The sequence below is a fragment of the Lacisediminihabitans sp. H27-G8 genome, from assembly GCF_046156175.1.
In the GTDB taxonomy this organism is placed as follows: domain Bacteria; phylum Actinomycetota; class Actinomycetes; order Actinomycetales; family Microbacteriaceae; genus Lacisediminihabitans.
Genome location: NZ_JAYLVL010000005.1, coordinates 105,601 through 125,530 on the forward strand (window position 1 = coordinate 105,601; position 19,930 = coordinate 125,530).

Annotated in this window: 20 protein-coding genes; 7 read left to right on the plus strand and 13 right to left on the minus strand. The window is 67.3% G+C overall.

Annotation, left to right across the window (positions count from 1 at the left end; genetic code table 11):
• Window positions 1-90: 90 nt before the first annotated feature.
• Genes VLI63_RS15505 through VLI63_RS15515 form a run of 3 tightly spaced genes read right to left on the minus strand, consistent with a single transcriptional unit; the run spans window position 91 to window position 3,092 of the window.
• Complete coding sequence (locus VLI63_RS15505; RefSeq protein WP_354576336.1) at window positions 91-867, minus strand: fumarylacetoacetate hydrolase family protein; 777 nt, start codon at window positions 865-867, stop codon at window positions 91-93.
• Window positions 864-1,997: a branched-chain amino acid aminotransferase gene (locus VLI63_RS15510; protein ID WP_409157765.1), complete on the minus strand. Its 1,134-nt coding sequence runs from the start codon at window positions 1,995-1,997 to the stop codon at window positions 864-866. Before VLI63_RS15510 ends, VLI63_RS15505 begins: the two co-directional genes overlap by 4 nt.
• A gap of 39 nt (window positions 1,998-2,036) precedes the next feature.
• Window positions 2,037-3,092, minus strand: coding sequence for a 3-isopropylmalate dehydrogenase (locus VLI63_RS15515; protein ID WP_409157766.1), 1,056 nt, complete (start codon window positions 3,090-3,092; stop codon window positions 2,037-2,039).
• Window positions 3,093-3,294: 202 nt separating this feature from the next.
• Here VLI63_RS15515 and VLI63_RS15520 point away from each other — a divergent pair, with 202 nt between their 5' ends.
• Window positions 3,295-3,546, plus strand: coding sequence for a DUF6458 family protein (locus VLI63_RS15520; RefSeq protein ID WP_409157767.1), 252 nt, complete (start codon window positions 3,295-3,297; stop codon window positions 3,544-3,546).
• A gap of 145 nt (window positions 3,547-3,691) precedes the next feature.
• Here VLI63_RS15520 and VLI63_RS15525 read toward each other — a convergent pair whose 3' ends face one another.
• The gene (locus tag VLI63_RS15525) at window positions 3,692-5,266 is read right to left on the minus strand and encodes a 2Fe-2S iron-sulfur cluster-binding protein (RefSeq protein ID WP_409157768.1); all 1,575 of its coding nucleotides are present in this window, start codon (window positions 5,264-5,266) and stop codon (window positions 3,692-3,694) included.
• Window positions 5,263-6,180 carry an FAD:protein FMN transferase gene (locus VLI63_RS15530; RefSeq protein ID WP_409157769.1) on the minus strand — a complete coding sequence of 306 codons (918 nt, stop codon included), beginning with the start codon at window positions 6,178-6,180 and terminating at the stop codon, window positions 5,263-5,265. Before VLI63_RS15530 ends, VLI63_RS15525 begins: the two co-directional genes overlap by 4 nt.
• Before the next feature lie 72 nt (window positions 6,181-6,252).
• Between VLI63_RS15530 and VLI63_RS15535 the strand changes: the two genes are divergently transcribed.
• Entirely contained in the window at window positions 6,253-6,675 is a 423-nt protein-coding gene (locus VLI63_RS15535) for a hypothetical protein (RefSeq protein WP_409157770.1), read from the plus strand.
• A 6-nt stretch (window positions 6,676-6,681) separates the two neighbouring features.
• On the opposite strand, the gene VLI63_RS15540 is transcribed toward VLI63_RS15535, so the two are convergent.
• Entirely contained in the window at window positions 6,682-7,095 is a 414-nt protein-coding gene (locus VLI63_RS15540; RefSeq protein WP_409157771.1) for a hypothetical protein, read from the minus strand.
• Window positions 7,096-7,216: 121 nt separating this feature from the next.
• On the opposite strand from VLI63_RS15540, the gene VLI63_RS15545 reads away from it, so the two are divergent.
• Both VLI63_RS15545 and VLI63_RS15550 read left to right on the plus strand, forming a co-directional pair.
• Window positions 7,217-7,900 (plus strand): response regulator transcription factor, encoded by a 684-nt coding sequence (locus VLI63_RS15545; RefSeq protein WP_409157772.1) that lies wholly within the window; start codon window positions 7,217-7,219, stop codon window positions 7,898-7,900.
• Entirely contained in the window at window positions 7,897-9,285 is a 1,389-nt protein-coding gene (locus VLI63_RS15550; RefSeq protein ID WP_409157773.1) for an ATP-binding protein, read from the plus strand. Before VLI63_RS15545 ends, VLI63_RS15550 begins: the two co-directional genes overlap by 4 nt.
• A gap of 4 nt (window positions 9,286-9,289) precedes the next feature.
• On the opposite strand, the gene VLI63_RS15555 is transcribed toward VLI63_RS15550, so the two are convergent.
• From VLI63_RS15555 to serA, 3 genes are all read right to left on the minus strand, one after another.
• Entirely contained in the window at window positions 9,290-10,501 is a 1,212-nt protein-coding gene (locus VLI63_RS15555; protein WP_409157774.1) for an RNA polymerase sigma factor, read from the minus strand.
• Window positions 10,502-10,540: 39 nt separating this feature from the next.
• Window positions 10,541-10,906 (minus strand): YciI family protein, encoded by a 366-nt coding sequence (locus VLI63_RS15560; protein WP_409157775.1) that lies wholly within the window; start codon window positions 10,904-10,906, stop codon window positions 10,541-10,543.
• A gap of 192 nt (window positions 10,907-11,098) precedes the next feature.
• On the minus strand, window positions 11,099-12,688 hold the full coding sequence (serA, locus tag VLI63_RS15565) for a phosphoglycerate dehydrogenase (RefSeq protein WP_409157776.1): 1,590 nt from the start codon (window positions 12,686-12,688) through the stop codon (window positions 11,099-11,101).
• 187 nt (window positions 12,689-12,875) lie between these two features.
• Between serA and VLI63_RS15570 the strand changes: the two genes are divergently transcribed.
• Window positions 12,876-13,277, plus strand: coding sequence for a DoxX family membrane protein (locus VLI63_RS15570; RefSeq protein ID WP_409157777.1), 402 nt, complete (start codon window positions 12,876-12,878; stop codon window positions 13,275-13,277).
• A gap of 12 nt (window positions 13,278-13,289) precedes the next feature.
• On the opposite strand, the gene VLI63_RS15575 is transcribed toward VLI63_RS15570, so the two are convergent.
• The 3 genes from VLI63_RS15575 to VLI63_RS15585 are packed head-to-tail and all read right to left on the minus strand — an operon-like array spanning window position 13,290 to window position 15,233.
• Complete coding sequence (locus VLI63_RS15575) at window positions 13,290-13,676, minus strand: hypothetical protein (RefSeq protein WP_409157778.1); 387 nt, start codon at window positions 13,674-13,676, stop codon at window positions 13,290-13,292.
• Window positions 13,676-14,080 carry a hypothetical protein gene (locus VLI63_RS15580; protein ID WP_409157779.1) on the minus strand — a complete coding sequence of 135 codons (405 nt, stop codon included), beginning with the start codon at window positions 14,078-14,080 and terminating at the stop codon, window positions 13,676-13,678. The genes VLI63_RS15575 and VLI63_RS15580 overlap by 1 nt, the downstream gene beginning before the upstream one ends.
• 4 nt (window positions 14,081-14,084) lie before the next feature.
• A complete protein-coding gene (locus VLI63_RS15585) occupies window positions 14,085-15,233 on the minus strand; it encodes a mannitol-1-phosphate 5-dehydrogenase (protein WP_409157780.1) in 1,149 nt (382 codons plus the stop codon).
• A gap of 80 nt (window positions 15,234-15,313) precedes the next feature.
• Between VLI63_RS15585 and VLI63_RS15590 the strand changes: the two genes are divergently transcribed.
• The gene (locus VLI63_RS15590; protein ID WP_409157781.1) at window positions 15,314-16,156 is read left to right on the plus strand and encodes an FAD binding domain-containing protein; all 843 of its coding nucleotides are present in this window, start codon (window positions 15,314-15,316) and stop codon (window positions 16,154-16,156) included.
• Window positions 16,153-18,843 carry a molybdopterin-dependent oxidoreductase gene (locus VLI63_RS15595; protein WP_409157782.1) on the plus strand — a complete coding sequence of 897 codons (2,691 nt, stop codon included), beginning with the start codon at window positions 16,153-16,155 and terminating at the stop codon, window positions 18,841-18,843. The genes VLI63_RS15590 and VLI63_RS15595 overlap by 4 nt, the downstream gene beginning before the upstream one ends.
• Window positions 18,844-18,867: 24 nt before the next feature.
• On the opposite strand, the gene VLI63_RS15600 is transcribed toward VLI63_RS15595, so the two are convergent.
• Complete coding sequence (locus VLI63_RS15600; RefSeq protein WP_409157783.1) at window positions 18,868-19,791, minus strand: XdhC family protein; 924 nt, start codon at window positions 19,789-19,791, stop codon at window positions 18,868-18,870.
• Window positions 19,792-19,930 lie beyond the last annotated feature (139 nt).

A 19,930-nucleotide genomic window follows, 5' to 3' on the forward strand; every position in this document is an offset into this window, starting at 1 on the left:
TGCCGGCCGAGAATGAGTCGCCGCATCGAGACCACCGCGCAATGCTGGCCGAGAACGGGCCGCCGCACCGAGACCACCGGGCGGGGCGAGTCACACTCGGTTCTTCGCCGGATTGCTGAGCGTGCCGATTCCCTCGATGGTGATATCGATCGTCTGGCCGTCGAGGAACCCGCCGAGGCCGGCCGGTGTGCCGGTCATGATCACGTCGCCGGGAAGAAGAGTCCAGACATCAGACACGTATTCGATGATCTCGGGGATCTTGTGCAGCATGTCCCTGGTGTTGCCGTGCCGGCGAGGCTCGCCGTCGACGTAGGTCTGGATCTCGAGGTTGGACCAGTCCAACTCGGTCTCGATCACCGGACCGAGCGGAGCGAAGGTGTCGTATCCCTTCGCTCTGGCCCACTGTCCGTCGGCGAACATCTGGTCGCGAGCGGAGATATCGTTGCCGATGGTGTACCCGAAGATCACGTCCGCGTAGTCCGCGGCCTTCACCCGCTTGGCGATCTTGCCGATCACGATCACGAGTTCGCCCTCGTGGACGATCCGCCCCTCGACGGGCGGCATCTGGATCGTGTCACCCGGTCCGACCACGGCGGTGTTCGGCTTGAGGAAGATGAGCGGCGCCTCGGGAGAAGCCGCGTCGTTCTTGAGCTCATCGCGGTGAGCCGCGTAGTTGAGGCCGATACAGACGACCTTGGAGCGAGGGATGACCGGGGCCAACAGCTTCACGTCGGACGCGGCGACGCGCTCCCCCGTGGTGCCGAATCCGCTGAACATGGGGTCGCCGGAGAGCACGACGTAGTCGTCCCCGTCGAGGATGCCGTAGCGGGGATCCCCGCCGTCAACCGAGAAGCGCGCGATTTTCACTGTGCCACCGAATCCGAAACCGTCGCCGAATCGTCGCTGTCGAGCCGCATCATCCAGCCGTGCCGGTCTTCGACCGTGCCGTACTGGATGCCGGTGAGTTCCTCGCGAAGCGACAACGCGAGTTCGGTGCTGTCGTGCCTGATCTCGAATCCCTCTGCCTTGAGCAGGCCGATCGGCGCAACGACCGCCGCCGTGCCGCAGGCGAAAGCCTCGACGATGTCGCCGGATGCCGCACCCTCCCGCCATTCGTCGATGGTCACCCGCCGACGTTCGACCGTGTGGCCGCGGTCCTCGGCCAGCTGAAGGATCGAGTCGCGCGTGATGCCCTCGAGGATGCTGTCGGACGCCGGGGTGAGCAGCGTGCCGTCTTTCTTCACGAGCACGATGTTCATGCCACCGAGCTCCTCGAGGAACTTCTCCTCCTCGGAGTCGAGGAAGAGCACCTGGGCACAATCGTGCTCGTAGGCCTCAGCCTGGGCGATGAGCGACGAGGCGTAGTTGCCACCGGTCTTCGCCGCACCCGTTCCGCCCTTTCCGGCGCGCGAATAGGTGGTCGAGAGCCAGATGCACACGGGGGCGAGACCGCCGCTGAAGTACGCCCCGGCCGGGCTCGCGATCACGTAGTAGTTGACCTTCTCTGCCGGGCGCACGCCGAGGAAGGCCTCTTTGGCGAACATGAAAGGCCGAAGGTAGAGGCTGGTGTCCGGCGCCGTCGGCACCCAGGCACCGTCGGCGGCGATGAGTTCCCGCAGCGAATCGAGGAAGTACTCGGTCGGCAGCTCGGGAAGGGCGAGCCGGCGAGCCGAGCGCTGCATGCGCGCCGCATTGGCCTCCGGACGGAAGCTCCAGATGGAGCCATCGGCGTGGCGGTAGGCCTTCAGCCCCTCGAAGATCTCCTGCCCGTAGTGCAGCACGGCCGCGGCGGGGTCGAGTTCGATCGGACCATAGGGCTGAACCCGCGGGCGGTGCCAGCCGCCTCGCGCGGACCAGCAGATGTCGACCATATGGTCGGTGAAGTGCTTGCCGAACCCCGGATCGGAGAGGATCTCGGTGCGCTCGAGCTCGGCGAGCGCCTCGGGGTTGAGCCGACGGGTGAAATTGAGTGTTGCCGGAGCGAGCAGGTTTTTCATGGAGTCCCTATTTCTTACGAACCAAAATTCTGGCAGATCTTAAGTGTGCGGCAGTTGCGAGCGGATGGCGTCGCCGACCTGCGAGGTGCTTCGTGCCGCGGCCCCGCGCGAGGCGAGATCAGCAGTGACCGCCGCCGTGACCTGCGCCGCGGCATCCGGCAGTCCCAGGTGATCGAGCAGGAGCGCGACCGACAGGATCGCCGCGGTCGGATCTGCCTTCTGCTGCCCGGCGATATCGGGAGCCGAGCCGTGCACCGGCTCGAACATCGACGGAAACGTGCCGTCGGGGTTGATGTTGCCCGATGCGGCAAGTCCGATACCGCCGCTGATCGCGGCCGCGAGGTCGGTGAGGATGTCGCCGAAGAGGTTGTCTGTGACGATCACGTCAAACCTAGCGGGGTCGGTGACGAGGAAGATGGTGGCGGCGTCCACATGCAGGTAGTCCACGGTTACGGCCGGGTACTCGGCCGCGACCCGGTCGACGGTGCGCTGCCAGAGGCTGCCGGCATGGGTGAGCACGTTGGTCTTGTGCACGAGCGTGACCTTCTGGCGCGGCCGAGCGGATGCCGCAGCGAATCCGTAGCGCACCAGGCGCTCGACGCCGAACGCCGTGTTCACCGACACCTCGTTCGCCACCTCGTGCGGCGTGCCGACGCGGATAGCACCCCCGTTGCCCACGTAGGGCCCCTCGGTGCCCTCGCGCACCACGACGAAGTCGACGATGCCGGGATCGGCGAGCGGGGAGACGATCCCCGGCAGGAGACGGGTCGGACGCAGGTTCACGAAGTGGTCGAGGGCGAAACGAAGTCGAAGCAGTAGCCCACGCTCGATCAGGCCGCCGGCGAGACGCGGATCCCGGGGATCCCCGCCCACGGCGCCGAGCAGGATCGCGTCGTGCGTCTTGAGTTCATCGAGACCGGCATCGCTCAGGATCTCGCCGGTGGCGAGGTAGTGCGCGGCGCTGAACGGGAAGAGCGTGGTGGTGAGCTCCACGTCCATCGGGATCACCGCTTCGAGGACCTTCACCGCCTCACCGACCACCTCTGGACCGATTCCGTCACCGGGGATGAGGGCGAGGGCGATGCTGCGGCGCATGGGATGACTCCAGGGGAAGAGAGCTGGTAAACGGGGCGTTCCGGTTTGATTCTGGCCCGCTCCCAGCGTACCCGCAGGAGATTATCGCAAATCTTGCCCCCCTTTTAGGGGACAGACGGCTACGATTGTTGGTGGACACTGATTATGTGTGCCGCCACTCGGCGCACTTTCACTCACCAGGGCAGCACCGGAAGGACTCATCATGGGTATCGGTACAGGCATTTTTCTTTTCGTCGTCGGCGCGATCGTCGCATTCGCCATCAGCCTCACTGTTCCGGGGGTCGATCTGCACGTCATCGGGTACCTCCTCATGGGAGCCGGCGTCGTCGTCTTCCTGATCTCGATCATCATGGTCTCGCGCAAGCGTTCGACGGTGTCGACCACCCGCACCGCGGTGGACCCGACGGGCAACGAGAAGATCACCAGCCAAGAGACTCGGGGCGACGTCATCTAGTCCCCCCACACGAACCGACGCGCCCCCCTCCGATTCGGGTTCGGACGGGGGCGCGTCATCGTTTTGGGCGCGTCATAGTTTTTGGCGCTAGATGTGCTTTCGGAGCTAGATGTGCTTTCGGACCTAGATGTCGAGGTTTTCGGAGCTAGATGTCGAGAACGAGATCCGGTGTGGTCGCCCGCGAGACGCACGGGTACATGATGCCGACGCGATCCTTCTCTTCGTCGTCGACGACCGAATCGAGATGATCGGGAAGCCCGCTCACCACTCGCACCTCGCAGGTGCCGCACACGCCCTTGCGGCAGGAGCCGAGGATTGGGAGACCGTTCTGTTCGAGGGCGTCGAGGATGCTCTGGCCGGCCGGCACGTCGAAGTTCTTCTTACTCTTGCGGCAGCTCACCATCACGGCCTGGGGACCGCCGATCGCCGCGCGCTCTACGGGCTGGAAGCGCTCGAGGTGCAGGCGCTCCCGCGGCACAGCCGCCGCGATCCGCATCATGAGTGCCTCGGGGCCGCAACAGTAGACATCCGTCTCCACCGCCTGCAAGAACTTCTCGAAGTTGAGCGTTGCGGCGTTCTCATCTGAGGCATGCACCAGCACACGGCCCGGATAGCGGTCGACCAGTTCGTCCGCGAAGGCCATCGACTTGCGGCTACGCCCGACGTAGACGAGGTGCCACTCCCTCCGGGTGGGAAGGGATTCGATCATGGCCTTGATCGGCGTGATGCCGATTCCCCCGGCGATGAAGGTGTAGGAGAAGGCGGGTTCCAGTTCGAAGTGGTTGAGCGGCCCGGTCACCTCCAGTTCCAGGCCGGGACGCGCATTGGCGTGGATCCAGCTGCTGCCCCCGAGCGAGGGCTGGGTCTGTAACACCGCGATGTCGAAGTGCGACCTGTCGGCAGGATCCCCACACAGCGAGTACTGGCGCTCGAGACCATTCGGGAGCGCCAGTGTGATGTGAGCCCCGGGGTGCCACACCGGCAGCAGATCGGTGGTGGTCGGCACCAGCCGAAGTCCGAGCACTTCGTCGGAGACACGGAATGTCGCGGCCACCCGCATGGTCGTGCGGTCGAGAACGAGAGGTAGCGCGGCGGACCCTGTTGCGAGACCGTCACCCGAACGCACGGTCGTGTCCGACACCGTGGTGTCAGGGACACTTCGCACCGACGCGCTACCCCGGCTTGTAGTTGCTTTCGTGCCGGCCAGCACCCGAACGAGCACCGCAACGACCGAGAGACCGATGATGGAGATCGCCACGATGCGATACCAGAGAGCCGCGACATCCGTTCCCGTGAGGCCGGCATGGAACGACACCAACACGACGATCAGGTAGCTGGAGTAGTGAACGGCCTTCCAGAACCGCCGCGGGAGCCAGCGCATGAGCAACGAGGAGCCCTGCACCGCCACGAGAAGGTAGAACCCCAGGATGCCGATCGCGACGGGCAGCGCTCGATAGTCCGAGGAAAAGGGCACGAGGACATTCGCGACGGAGAAGTGCAGCCATCCATCGAGCATGAGCGTGACCATGTGGATCAATACCATGACGATCGCTGTGCCTCCGAGATAGCGGTGGAGGTCCTGCAACCACGAAGGGTTGTCGACCTTTCGCAGCACCCGGGTGGAGAGCAGGGTGCCCCACACGACGGACAGCGTCATGAGAGCCCAGGCCACGATCGCACTGGCCCGGGTGATGTACCACCACAGGTGGGGAGAGTTCATGCGTAGTCCTGCCAGTTCGGTGAAGTGTGAAGGGTTCCGTCACGATCGATGACGCATCCCGCAGCCCCGACGGAGGGGAGCCACGACAGGTAGTCCGGAGTGGGCCTAAGGAAGCCGGGTTTCGTCAGCGTCTCCGCATACCAGCCGTAGGCGGCGATCACGGAGACGGTGTGCGCGTCACTCACCGCGCTGGTTCCGGTGGTGGCATCCATCAGGTGGTGCCGCTCGCCAGGGCCGGAACCCCATCGACGCTTCAGCTGGCTCGAGGTCGCGATTGCCCCGGCACCGAGTCGGATGATCGCCGCGTATTCGCCGTCGGCGTGGGGATCCTCGAGGCCGATGCGCCACCCCTGCGCGCCTGGGGCGTCTCCGGCGACCGCGACATCACCGCCGATCTCGGCCATCACACCCCAAGCGCCTTCGGCGAGCGCGAGTTCGCAGATCAGGTCGGCGGTGAGCCCCTTGCCGATTCCACCGGGGTCGAGAGTGGTGCCCCGGGGAAGCGCGATGGCGTCACCCTCGATCAGCATTCCGCCGATCTCACCGGGCGCGCGGGCCGAGTCGGGCAGGGAGGTGGATCGCTCGGGATCGACGCGGGAGTTGACATAGCCCGCTTCGAGCAGCTCAGGCAGGAGGGTGGGATCGAAGTCCCCTCCCGTTCGCGCGAATCCCGCGAGCATCGCGGTCGCGAGCCGCACAGTGAGCGGATCGACGTCAACCGGGTCGCCTTCGGCCCAGTTGAGCCGGGTGATGTCGCTGGTCGGGAGGAATCGGCTCCACAGCTGCTCGCACCGGTGCGCGAGTGCGAAGCAGGAATCGAGCGCTGACGACGCTCCGCCGACCACGGTGATCGTGCTGTGGCCACCCATGTGCGGCTCGCGTCGCATCTTCGCCACCGGTTCCGTTCCGGTCATGTCGAAGACTGCCCGAACGGCATCCCCCGAGATCGAACGAGCCCCCACTCGAATCAGCCCCCAGAACCGCCGGTGGACCCGTTCACGGGTGCGGGTGCGGGTGCGGGTGCGGGTGCGGGTGCGGGCGCAGGAGCAGGCGCAGGCGCAGGAGCTGCTGGAGCAGGAGCCGCGGCAACGGGTGCTGGGGCAGGAGCGGCCGGTGCTGCCTTCGCCGCGGCAGGGGCCGCAGCGGGAGCCGCTGCCGGTGCGGCCGCAGCGGGAGCCGCCGGGGCAGGCACTGCTGCTGCGGGAGCCGGATCGGCCGGATTCGTGGTGCCGCCCGCGGCGGGAGACTGTGCCGGCGTGGTTGCCGACGGAGTGGTGCCGGATGCGGGGGTCGCGCCCGTACTCTCGGCGCCCTGGGCGTTCGCGGTCAGCTGGAGACCGGCCACGATGCCGACGAGCGCGACGATCGAGGCAGCCCCGGTGAAGGTACGTGCACGCTGGGCGGGATGAATGGGACTAGTCATCCTGGTGCCCCGATCCGCCATCGTGCGAGTCGTCACCCTCGGGTTCGTGCGTCCGGGTGGGGCTGGGGGTGGGGGTCGTCGAGGATGACGGGCGAGTTTCGGACTCGTGGGTCTCGGACTCGTGGGTCTCGGCGGGAGGCGTCTGGGTCACAGGGCCGGGCTTCGTTGCCGCGTGAGCCGGCTCGGCGGCCTCGGCCGAATCATCCCCGGCTTCAGGTGCCGGAGTAGAGGTCGGCGCCGTGGCCGGCGTTGCGCTCGGAGTCGGGGTGGGGATGAGCACGGAAGTCGCATCCGTGGGAGTCGAGGAGGAGACGAGCGAAAGCGTGCCGGAATTGACCGCCATCGCCGCTCCGGCGGTGCCGAGCACCGCGATAACCGTGAGGATCGTAATTGCGGGAGATTTCATGTCTTCAGACTAGGAATCGATCACTACACGTTCGACCCGCGGAAATCCAAGAACTGTCAAAGATTGAACTACTCGACGCGACATCCACGCCAGTTCCCACGGTGGGGTCCAGAATTGGGCCATGCGGGTACTGGTGGTCGAGGATGATGCCGCCGTCGCGGGCGGGATCGTAGACGGCCTCACCATCGCCAACATCGAATCCCGGCTCGTCGCGACCGGCGCAGACTGTCTTTCGGCGCTCGGCGCCTTCGCCCCCGACCTGATCCTGCTCGATCTCGGTCTGCCCGACATGGACGGCACGGATGTGTGCCGCGCCATCCGACGTGAAAACCTCACCCCGATCATCGTGGTGAGCGCGCGCAGTGACGAGATCGATCGCGTCGTCGTTCTGGAGATGGGAGCGGATGACTTCGTCGTCAAGCCCTTCGGCATGCGCGAGCTCGTCGCGAGGATGCGTGCGGTGCTTCGGCGCACGGGCGCCGCGGAGGCCGCACCCCCGACGGCTGCATCCCAGACGAAGAACTTCGGTCCCCTGTCGGTCGACCTCCGGGCACAGAAGGTGACGGTCGGGAACGAGGAGGTCTACCTCACCCCGAAGGAATTCGAGCTTCTGGCCTACCTGTCGCAGGATCCGGGGGCGGTCTTCCGGCGATCCGAGATTCTGCACACGGTCTGGGACACCAACTGGTATGGCACCACCAAGACGCTCGACACCCACATCGCGTCGATTCGCAAGAAGCTGGGCGATCCGCGCTGGATCGAGTCGGTGCGGGGAGTCGGTTTTCGGTTCGGCGTGCCGGCGTGAAGTGGCGCTTCACCGCGATCCTCATGATCGTCGCCCTCATCGTCGTGCTCGTTCAGGACATCCCCCTCAGCGCGCAGCTGCGGGTGGTCGAGCGGGATCGCATCATCACCTCCCTCGAACGGGACGCGTTCATCCTCGCCGGGCGAAGCGAGGAGTCCCTCGAGTCCGCGACCGACACCGACCATGCCGTCATCGCTGAGCTCGCGCGACAGTATCGAGCCGCGGGAGGCTCCCGGGTCGTGATCGTCGATTCGTCGGGCACCGCCCTGGTCACCAGCGACGACGACAGCGCGTCGGTCGGCAGCTCCTACCTGTCCCGGCCCGAGATCGCCAAGGCGCTGACCGGGCAGATCGCGACGGGTGAGCGGTTCTCCGACACCCTCGACGAGCAGCTGCTCTACGTGACGGTGCCCGTACTCAGCGGCGCGAGGATCTTCGGTGCGGTGCGCCTCACCTATCCGGCCCAGGTCGTGACGGATACCCTGAACCAGCGTCTGCTCACTCTGTGGCTCGTCGCCCTGACGACTGTGCTGCTCGCCGGCATCGTGGGACTCGTGCTCTCCACCACGATCACGCGCACCCTGGAGAAGCTCGAGGAGACGACCGGGCACCTCGCCGAGGGCCGGCTGCACGTGCGGGCGGATGATCGCACTGGCGCCCCCGAGCTTCGATCGCTGTCACGCTCCTTCAACATCATGGCGGAACGGTTGGATGCGCTGCTCGAACAGCAACGCACCTTCGCCTCCAATGCATCCCACCAGCTGCGGACCCCGCTCACCGCCCTCCGGCTGCGCCTCGAGTCCGCGCGGGTGCTGATCGACACCGATCCCGCCGGCGCGGCCGACCGGATGCTGACGGCGGAGGCCGAAGCGGAACGGCTCGGCGAGATCATCGAGGGGCTGCTGCTGCTGAGCCGCACCGAGTCCAGTTCGGCGCCTCTCGAGACCGTCGATCTCGCGGCGATCGCCCGGGCGAGAGTGGACCACTGGCTGCCGCTCGCGCAGGAATCCGGAGTCGCCCTGGAATTCCGTGGGCCGCCGTCGGCCTCGATCTCCGCGGTGGCGACAGCCGCCGACCAGATCATCGACAACTATCTCGACAATGCCCTGACCCACAGCCCCTCCGGCAGCACGATCGTGGTGCAGACGCAAGAGAGTGACGGTTCGGTCGCGCTTCACGTGCTCGACCAGGGTCCGGGAATGCCGCCGGAAGAGCGCGCGCAGGCCTTCGAGCGGTTCTGGCGGGGACGACCCGACGGCGCGGGCAATGGTCTGGGCCTCGCGATCGTGGCCCAACTGGCCTCGGCGAGCGGAGCCACCGTGCACCTGGACGATCGCCCCGGAGGCGGGCTCGACGCGAGCGTTCGATTCAACGCATCGAGTTGACCATCTACGCGCCGAGCCGCTCGGCCACCCGTGCGTAATATCGCAACACCGCCTTGTTCTTCTCGCCCAGGGATGCCCGCAGCAGTGCCTCTCTGGCCGCATCGCGCGCTCCCCGCCGTTCTTCGACATCGACGAGGGCAGCGAAGACGCGCCGGTCGAACTCCTCGCTCCGCCGCCCGACGAGCTGCCGCAGCTCCTCAGCGGCGCTGTCGAGTTCGGATGCCCCCAGATGGCTGCGCGCAATGATGGCCCCGAGGGTGACGACCGGAGCCGGCCACACCCGCGCCAGGCCGAAATAGAGGGTCGAGATCGCGGCCCAGTCCGTCTGCTCCCAGGTCTCTGCGGAACTGTGCAACCCGGCGATGCCCGCCTGCAAGGCGAACCGCCCTCCTCCCGGGAGCGCCCGCGCGGCGAGGTCGAGCCCGCGCCGGATCCGCTGCCGCCCCCAGGCGGACCGGTCGACCTCCGCGAGGGTGAGCGGCATCCCATCCGCGGTGGTGCGTGCGACGCCGCGCGCCTCGCCCAGCTCGATCAGGGCGAGCAGCCCCAGGGATTCGGAGTCCGCGGGGTATTCCGCGACGATCGAGCGGGCCAAAAGCAGAGCGAGCGCGGAGAGTCGGGGATCCATGAGGCCGCCTCCGGCCACGGCCGTGTGCCCGAGCGTGTAGACCCCGTAGACGGTGGTGAGCGCGACCCCGAGGCGCTCCGCCCGGGCTGCCGCGCTCGGCCAGGCGAATCTCTCGCCGGAGCGGCCGATCACCTGCTTCGCGCGGGTGAGTCGCGCCGCGATGGTGGCCGGGGAGGTGCCGAAGAAGTCGGCGATGTCGGAAGTAGGCACGCCGCAGACGATGCGAAGGGCGAGGGCGACCTGCTGCTCGGGCGAGAGCAGTGGATCGCACGCGACGTAGACCAGCCCGAGCCGATCGTCTTGCTCCTCGACCTCATCCTCGCGGATCTCCGGCTCGGCGAGCAGCGGTAGTTTCTGACGGAAGACCGCCTCCCGACGCAGGATGTCGACCGCGACATGGCGCGCCGTAGTGGTGACCCACGCACCGACGTTCTGGATGTGCTCCCCCGCCGCGATGCGATCGGCCGCGCGGGCGAAGGCCTCCTGGGCGCTCTCCTCCGCGACATCCACGCTCCCGGAGGCGCGAAGAATGGCCCCGACGACGCGGGGCCATTCTTCGGCGAAGGCCGTCTCGAGAGTGGAATTCATGCGTCCATTCCGGTGTAGCACCTCCGCCTGTCGGTCGGTCTACATTCCGGCCATGTCCCAGATGGGATGCAGCTCGAGCCTGTCACCGGTCGGACAGAGTGCAGCGAGTTGCTTGGCCTCCTCGAGCGTCTCGGTCTCGATCACGTAGTAGCCGCTGACGACCTCGGTGGTCTCGGCGAGGGGCCCATTCGTGAAGACTGCGGGCTTCCCGTCTGTTGCCGGCACGATTCCGACCGATGACGTCGCACCCTGGAGGGCCTCTCCGCCGAGGATCTTGGCTCCGGCCGCGGCGACCGCGGCAGAGAACGCCCCGTGCGCGCGACTGGCTTCTTCCATGCCGCCCTCCGGAACGTCGTTCGGATCCCAGGTCGGTTCGATGATGAGAATGAGGTATTTACCGGACATGATCGCTCCCTTGTGTTGGCGGACCGACCTCCACAGCGGCTGGCCCTTTCCCCTACGACGAACGAGCCTCGCCGAAATCGACACCGGTGAGCGGATTCGTTGCTCGCACCATACTCCGGGTGCGGTGTTCGGGGTGGGCTGCGTTCTGCGCGGACCCCGCCCGAATCCGGCCCGCTCGCGCTGCCGGAGAACCTAGTCGGTGATGTCGATCTCGCAGAGCAGGTCGGCCTGGATGGCGACGCGCACCGTCTCGAGCAGTCCCTCTGGCGCCGGAGAGTCGACGGTGAGCACGCTCAACGCCTGGCCGCCCGCCTCGCGACGGCTGATCTGCATGCCCGCGATATTGATGCCCGCCTCTCCGAATTCCTTGCCGTAGACGGCCACGATCCCCGGGCGGTCGGTGTAGACCATCACGATGAGATGCTGGGCGACGGGCACCTCCACGTCGTACCCGTTGATCTCGACAATCTTTTGCGTCTGCTTCGGTCCGGTGAGCGTGCCCGAGACGGAGACCTGGCTGCCGTCGCTGAGCGTGCCCCGGATGGTCAGCAGGTTGCGATACTCGTCGCTCACCGCATCCGTCGTCAGGCGCACGGTGATGCCACGCTGCTCGGCGAGCAGTGGCGCGTTCACGTAGCTCACGGATTCGCTCACCACATTGGTGAAGATTCCCTTGAGAGCGGCGAGCTTCAAGACCTTCACGTCGAATTCGACGATCTCGCCCCGGATCTCGACATCGACGGCAGTGATCGGGCTCGAGGCGAGGCCGGCGAAGACCTGCCCGAGCTTCTCCATGAGCGGGATGCCCGGGCGCACCGTCGGGTCGATGACGCCACCGGCCACGTTGACGGCATCCGGCACGAGCTCCCCCGAGAGGGCGAGCCGCACCGACTTCGCGACCGAGACCCCGGCCTTCTCCTGCGCCTCGTCGGTCGAGGCGCCGAGGTGGGGGGTGACGACGATGTTCGGCAGCGCGAGCAGCGGAGAACCCACCGGCGGTTCGTGCACGAAGACGTCGAGGCCGGCACCGGCGATCGTGCCCGCGGTGAGGGCACGATAGAGGGCATCCTCGTCGATGAGTCCGCCGCGGGCGACATTGACGATGAACGCCGTGTCCTTCATGAGAGCGAACTGCGCGTCGCCGATCATGCCCGTGGTCTCCGGCGTCTTCGGCATGTGGATGGTGACGAAGTCGCTCTGGGCGAGGAGTTCGTCGAGGCTGAGAAGGGTGACGCCGAGCTGCTGGGCGCGCGCGGCGGTGACGTAGGGGTCGTAAGCCACGATGTTGGTGCCGAAGGCCTGCATGCGCGCGGTGATGAGGGCGCCGATGCGACCGAGTCCGATGATGCCGATGGTCTTTTCGAACAGTTCGACCCCGGTGTACTTCGAGCGCTTCCACTGGCCGTCGGCGAGAGCACCGTGGGCCGCCGGGATGTGCCGGGCGAGGCTCAGGATGTGGCCGACCGTGAGCTCGGCGGCGGAGATGATGTTCGAGGTCGGTGCGTTGACGACCATGACACCCGCCTCGGTGGCGGCCTTGATGTCGACGTTGTCGAGTCCGACGCCCGCGCGGGCCACGACCTTCAGCTGCTTCGCGGCGGCGATCGCCTCGGCATCCACCTGGGTGGCGGAGCGGATGAGCACGGCGCTGGCCTCGGCGAGAGCGGCGAGCAGGGCCGGCCGGTCGGTGCCATCGACGGAACGAACGTCGAAATCGGGGCCGAGGGCCTCGACGGTAGCAGGAGAGAGCTCTTCAGCGATCACAACGATCGGCTTTGCCACGAATCGGATCCTTCGTTTGGGAAAGGGGAGATGCCGCGCCGCGACGGACGCTTCGGCCCTTGAACTTTATCCCACCGCCTGCGGCCCGCCCCGCCGTGTGACGCCGTGCGCCGAACCGACCCGCCGTCGCCGGTCTGCATGACTCCTGCAGGAGTTGTGCGAAGCCGACGGCTGGGACAATGGACGGATGACCGCCTTCGAGATCGTTCAGCTCGTGTTCCGCATCCTGCTGGCCATCGTCTTCGTAGGGATGGGCATCAACCACTTCCGTCCGGGACCGGCCCGGGGCATGGCCGCGATGATTCCGGAGTACTTCACGCGGGGCGGCCTGATCAGCGGGACGACCCTCGTGCGGTTCACGGGCGTCTGCGAGATCGCAGGCGGTATCGGGTTGCTCGTGCCGGTGACGACATTCCTCGCCGGCATCATGCTCGTGGTGTTCCTCGTAGCGGTCTTCCCCGCGAATCACCTCGCGTCGGAGCATCCGGAGAAATTCGGGGCGGCGGCCATTCCGTTCTGGCCGCGCTACATCGCCCAGCTGGTTCTCATCGCGATAATCCTGGTCTCGATCGTGACCGTTCCCCGCTAGCGGGAGGCGGAATCAGGCGAGGGCTTCCACCGACAGGGTCGTCGCGGCAACGAGGGTGAGCCCGATCACGAACAGCAGCACCTTGAGCAACACGGTCTTGCGGCGCCCGATGATGAAGGCGAGGGCGAACACCACCGGCGCCAGCAGCACGTCGATGACGAGCCATCCCCAGGGGATCGGCACCGGGTCGAGCTTCACGACGGCCCGCGCCTCGTTGTAGAGGGTGATCTGCGAGGTCACGCCCACGACGTTCGAGATCGCCTCGAAGAGGTCGTAGACATAGAAGAGGCCGAACAGGATCGCGATGGTGAGGCCGAGCCAGCCGATGCGCGCGCGGCCCGGCGTGGCATCCGGTTCCGGGGCAGGCGACACGGGGTCGACGGGGGTCGGGTCGGTCATCAGGCTCCCAGTCCGAGGATGAAGGGCCACGGCGCGAGCAGCACGACGCCGAGCATGAGCCAGAGGATCCGCACCCCGGATCGGCGTTCACGGGCGAGCACGAGCACGCCGACGAACCAGGCCGCCGGTGCCACGACGGCGAGAATCTGCCCGAGCCGGTACATGAAGGTGAAGAACAGCCCCGTGGATGGCACGGTGCTGCGCTGCACGCCGACGATCCAGCCGACGGTGAAGAGCAGGAAGATTCCGCCGAAGACGCCCAGTGTCACGAGCAGAGCCGAACTCATTCCCGGTTCGTCGAGCTCGGTGGCATCCCTGGGTTCGTCGACGAGGGGTGCGTCGACATGGGTCGGGTCCGTCTCATCGCCCCAACTGAGGCCTGCGTCATCCGGTTCGGTCGCCACGGGCTCAGCGATTCAGACGAAGTTGGATGACCTCGACGAGGTGCGGGAACAGGGGGTGATCCGGCTCGACGCCGGTGATCGCCACCGCGAGCTCGTCGGCCGGAAGGCCGCTGGAGAGCAGCTCCTGCAGCTGCACGCTCTCTTCGTCCCCCGGCACATCGAAACGCAGTGCGGCGCCGACGGCATTGAGCAGGTCCCAGGCGGGCATCCCGCGCTCGGCGAGCTCCGCCGCGGGCCCGATGAACCGTTCATTGCGGCTGAGCTTGCGCATCGGGTTGCGCCCGACCCGCTCGCAGGTGTCGGGAAGGTGCGGGTTGGAGATCCGCACGAGAGTCTTCTCGATGTACGCCTGCTGCTCGTCGGCGTCGAATTCGTGCTTGGCCACCATGAGCGCCTTGGTCTCGGCCAGGGCGGCACGCACCTCGGCCTGCAACTCTGGAGTGGCGAGCGCCTCACGGATGGACACCCAGCCCCGATCGATGCCGTGATAGGCGGCGGCGGCGTGAGCGGTGTTCACGGTGAAGAGCTTGCGTTCGATGTAGGGGGCGAGGTCGTCCACCCAGGTGATGCCGTAGATGTCGGGAGTCGTGCCGGTACCGTCGCGGCCGCGGAACGGGGTGCGGTCGACGACCCACTCGAAGAACGATTCGATCGTGACATCCAGCCCGCCGTCCTGCTCTGGCACGATGCGGTCGATCGCACAATTGGCGAAGACGGCGTTGTGGGCTGGGGCGTGCTTGCGCACGTGTTCGGCGAGGATGTCGGTGCCGCCCAGCGCGTTCTCGCAGGCGATGACCGTGAGTTTGGGCGCATCCTTGTGGCGGGAATCGAGTCCCTTGGCGATCACCGGGGCGATGAACTGAAGGATGCGCGCACCGACTGCTGTGGTCACCACCTCGGCGGAGGCGATGGCGGCGACGACATCAGCCTCATGGGTGCGGCTGTTGATGGCCCGGAAATTGTCGACGACGCTCGACTTCGAGTTCTCCCCCACCTCGTGCACGTGGTAGCTGTCCGCGGCCTGCAGTTCCGCGATGATGTCGTCATTGACGTCGGCGAAGATCACCTCGTAGCCGCTCGCATGGAGGAACTGGGCGACGAAACCGCGGCCGATGTTGCCGGCTCCGAAATGGACAGCGGTCTTGTTGCTCATGGCTGGTAATTGTACCGGGGTGTCTACCGCCGCGGCGTTGTCATAAACCTGTCACATTGGTGCGGTTTACTGAGGGGACAATGGACCTCATCGACGTGCAGGAGATCCGGGTGCCTGCGACCCGGGCGGATATCTCTGTGGGGCCGAGCGAGAAGATCCTCGCCGGCGGAACGTGGCTCTTCTCCGTTCTGGAGACCGGCCTCACCGGCCTCATCGACATCACCCGGCTCGGCTGGGCGCCGGTGACCCGCACCGATTCTGCACTCGTGATCGCGGCGACCTGCACGGTCGCCGAGCTCTCCCGACTCACCCCGCCCGAACTGCGCACCGACCCGGTCCGTGCCGGTCGCGGGCTCGACTCGCCCTCCGATCCCCTCGCGCTGTTCTGGCAGTGCGCGAACTCCTTTCTCGCCTCGTTCAAGATCTGGAATGTCGCGACGGTCGGGGGCAACATCGCCCTCGCCCTCCCCGCCGGCCCGATGATCTCGCTCGCCGCGAGCCTCGATGCCGAAGCGGTGATCTGGATGCCCGGGGGCGGTGAGCGCCGGATGCCCGTCGCCGAGCTCGTCACCGGTGTCATGAAGACCGCGCTGGTGCCCGGCGAGGTGTTGCGCGAGATCGCCATCCCCCTCACCTCGCTCGAGTCACGCACGGGATTCCGTCGCATCGCCCTCAACGACCTCGGCCGCACGGGAACCCTCGTGATCGCACGGCGGGCACCGGCCGGTGAAACGGTGTTCACCGTGACCGGGGGCACCTCGCATCCCGTGCAGCTCAGGTTCGCTGAGCCCCCGACCGCTGCACTGCTGCGGGACCGCCTCAGCGCGATCGACTGCTGGTACGACGACGCGCACGGATCACCCGACTGGAGGCGCGCCATGAGCGGGCGATTCGCCGAGCAGCTGCGGCAGGAGTTGGCATGAAGTTCTCGGTGAACGGTTCCCCGGTCGAGGCGACTCCGGCGGCCGGGCAGGTGTTGCGCACGGTGCTGCGCGACCTGGATGAGTTCGACGTGAAGAAGGGCTGCGACAGCGGCGACTGCGGCGCTTGCACGGTGCTGCTCGATGGCGACCCGATCCACTCGTGCCTCTACCCGGCCCACCGCCTCGAAGGCGCGGAGATCACGACGGTTGCGGGTCTCGGAACTCCGGAGCATCCCCATCCCCTGCAACAGTCCTTCGTCGATGCAGCGGGATTCCAGTGCGGATTCTGCACCGCAGGCATGATCGTGACGGCATCGACCTTCGATGAGAGTGACCTCGACGACCTGCCGCGCCTGCTCAAGGGCAACATCTGCCGCTGCACCGGCTACCGGTCGATCCGGGATGCCATCTGCGGCACCTCGAACACCCAGACTCCGGCCTCGGGCGAGGCCGCCGGACAGTCTGTGCGAGCGCCGGCCGGAATGCGGATCGCCACCGGCGAGGAGCAGTTCACCCTCGACTTCCGCACGACCGGACTGCTGCATCTCGCGGTGCTGAAGAGCCCGCACGCCCACGCACGCATCCTCTCCATCGACACCTCCCGGGCGCTCGCCGCCGATGGCGTGCACGCCGTCCTCACCCACCGCGACTCCCCCACGACGCTGTTCTCGACCGGGCGACACGAGATGCGCACCGACGATCCCGATGACACTCTCGTGCTCGATCCGGTGCTGCGGTTCATCGGACAGCGGGTCGCCGCCGTCGTCGCCGACACCGTCGCGATCGCCCAGCGCGCGCTTGCTCTCATCGAGGTGGAGTACGAGGTGTTGGCCGGCGTCTTCGACCCGGAGCTCGCGCGCCAACCCGGCGCTCCCCTGCTGCACGCGGAAAAGGGAGCCGAGCAGCGCGTGTCGGCTCCCGAACGGAACGTGCTCGCCCAGATGCACGGGGAGATGGGCGACGTCGACGCGGCGATCGCCGCAGCGGATGCCGTCGCCACCGGCACCTGGCGCACGCAGCGGGTGAACCACGCCGCCCTCGAAACCCACGCGACCCGCGGCTGGCTCGACTCCGACGGGCGGTTGGTGCTGCGCACCTCCTCCCAGGTGCCGTACCTGGTGCGAGACGAGCTCTGCCACATCTTCGACCTGTCGCCCGACCGGCTGCGGGTATTCACCGCCAGGGTCGGCGGTGGCTTCGGCGGCAAACAGGAGCTCTTCACCGAGGATCTCGTCACGCTCGCCGTGCTGCACACCGGGCGGCCGGTGCAATACGAGTTCACCCGAGAGGACGAGTTCACGCTCGCTGCTCCGCGGCATCCGATGCGGGTGTCGGTGACGCTCGCCGCGACCGCCGACGGCACCCTCACCGCCATGGCGATCGACGAGCTCATGGACACCGGCGCCTACGGCAACCACGGCATCGGCGTGATGTTCCACAGCGTCCACGAGTCGATCAGTGTGTACCGCTGCGCGAACAAGCGGGTGGATGCCGAGTCGGTCTACACGAACAACCTGCCCTCCGGTGCCTTCCGCGGCTACGGCCTCGGCCAGGTGATCTTCGCCATCGAATCGGCGATGGACGAGCTCGCGCGCACGCTCGGAATGGATCCGTTCGAGCTTCGTCGGCGCAACGTCGTCGTGCCAGGGGACGACATGGTGGTCGTCGAGCCGCACGCCGAAACCGACCTCATCTACGGCTCATACGGGCTCGACCAGTGCCTCGACCTGGTGCAGGGGGCGCTCGCCGGCCCGCCGCCGACGGCCGATCCCGGCTGGGGCATCGGCACGGGCATGGCCCTCGCGATGATCGCGTCCCTCCCTCCCCGCGGACACTACGCGGATGCCACGGTCACGCTGCAACCCTCCGGCGACATCGAGATCGGGGTGGGCACTGTCGAGTTCGGCAACGGCACCACCACCGTGCATGCCCAGCTGGTGGCATCCGCTCTCGGCACGACTGTCGATCGTGTGCGCATCCGCCAGTCGGACACGGACGTGGTGACCTACGACACCGGAGCCTTCGGATCCGCCGGGGTGGTCGTCGCGGGCAAGGCCCTCCTGGCCGCCGCATCGGCGCTGGAGCAGCTCATGCTCGAGCGGGCATATTCGATGACCGCACTCTCCGCGGGGGTCGTCGAGCACGGCGGGGTTCGTTTCGGGGAGCGCGTCGTGCCCGCGTCAGAGCTTCTCGCGGAGGGTCCGCTCACGGCGACCGGCCGCCACGACGGCACTCCCCGGTCGGTGGCGTTCAACGTGCACGGCTTCCGCGTCGCCGTGAATCCGGCCACCGGCGAGGTGCGCATCCTCCAGTCCGTGCAGGCGGCGGATGCCGGCACGGTTCTCAACCCCGAGCAACTGCGCGGACAGATCGAGGGAGCCACAGCGCAGGCCATCGGTACCGCGCTCTACGAAGAGATGCGTCTCGATGGCGCCGGGCGAGTCACCACCACAGCGTTCCGCAACTATCACGTGCCGCGGTTCGCGGACATCCCCCTTACCGAGGTGTTCTTCGCCGAGACCTTCGATGCGCTCGGGCCGCTCGGAGCGAAATCGATGAGTGAAGCGCCCTACAACCCGGTGGCGCCCGCGCTGGCCAACGCGATCCGGGATGCCCTCGGCGTGCGACCGCACGAGCTGCCGATGTCGCGCGAACGGCTCTGGCGCCTGGCCGGGTCGGCCGAATAGCCGCCCGTCGCGAGCCGATCCGACCTAGTCGGCGCGCACAGCGAGGGCGGCCGCATCCCTGACGGGCACCGGATGGATGGCCCCGGCAGTCGTCGACAGCGGCAGGGCGGATGCCGCGAACCGGGACGCAATGACCTCCGCAAGGATCGCCACCGCGGTCTCCTCCACGGTGCTGGCGCCGAGGTCGAGGCCGATCGGTGATCGCAGCCGGGCAATCGCCTCCTCGCTGACGCCGCGCTCGCGCAGGGAGGCGACCCGACGGTCATGGGTGCGGCGCGACCCCATCGCACCGACGAAGGCGGCAGGCGAATCGAGTGCGAGGGCGATGAGCTCGGCGTCGAACCGGGCGTCGTGGCTGAGAACGCAGATCACCGTGCGCTCGTCCACTTCCGCCGTCTCGAACCACACGGTCGGCCACGAGACGACGATTTCGGCTCCCGGGAATCGGGCGGGAGTCGTGAAAAGGGAGCGTGGGTCGCACACGGTCACGCGATATCCGAGCACCTGGGCCGCCGACGAGAGGGCCGCCGAGAACTCCATCGCCCCGAACACGATCAGGTGGCGCTCGACCGGTGCGCGCTCAGTGAATCCGGCGCAGACGTCGAGATCGCGCTGGGCCGCGAGCGCGGAGATCAGGTCGTCATCGAGAATCTGCACATGGATGCGCAACTGTCCGCCGCAGGTGAGCCCCACCGAGTACGCGGACTCGTCGCTCACCCCATACTCGACAGTGCGCGGGATGCCGTCGGAGAGAACGAGCTCGCAGGTCTCGACGACAGCGCCCTCGACGCATCCGCCCGCGATACTGCCGATCACCGAGGCGCCGTCGAAGGCCATCGAGGTGCCGACGGTGCGCGGCGCGCTGCCGTCGATGGACACCGCGGTGGCGACGGCGAGCCGGCTGCCTGCCGCGACGGCGGCGAGCAGGCGATCCGCGATCTCGAACATGCTTTCAGCATCGCACAGGCTCATCACGCGGCGGTTACAGCCTGCTGTGTAGCAGCCGAGCCCGTGATCAAGTCGAGAGAGCCACGGTCGAGGGTGGCGGTGTCACGCGTCGGACACACGCGGGTGCTAGAAAATCACC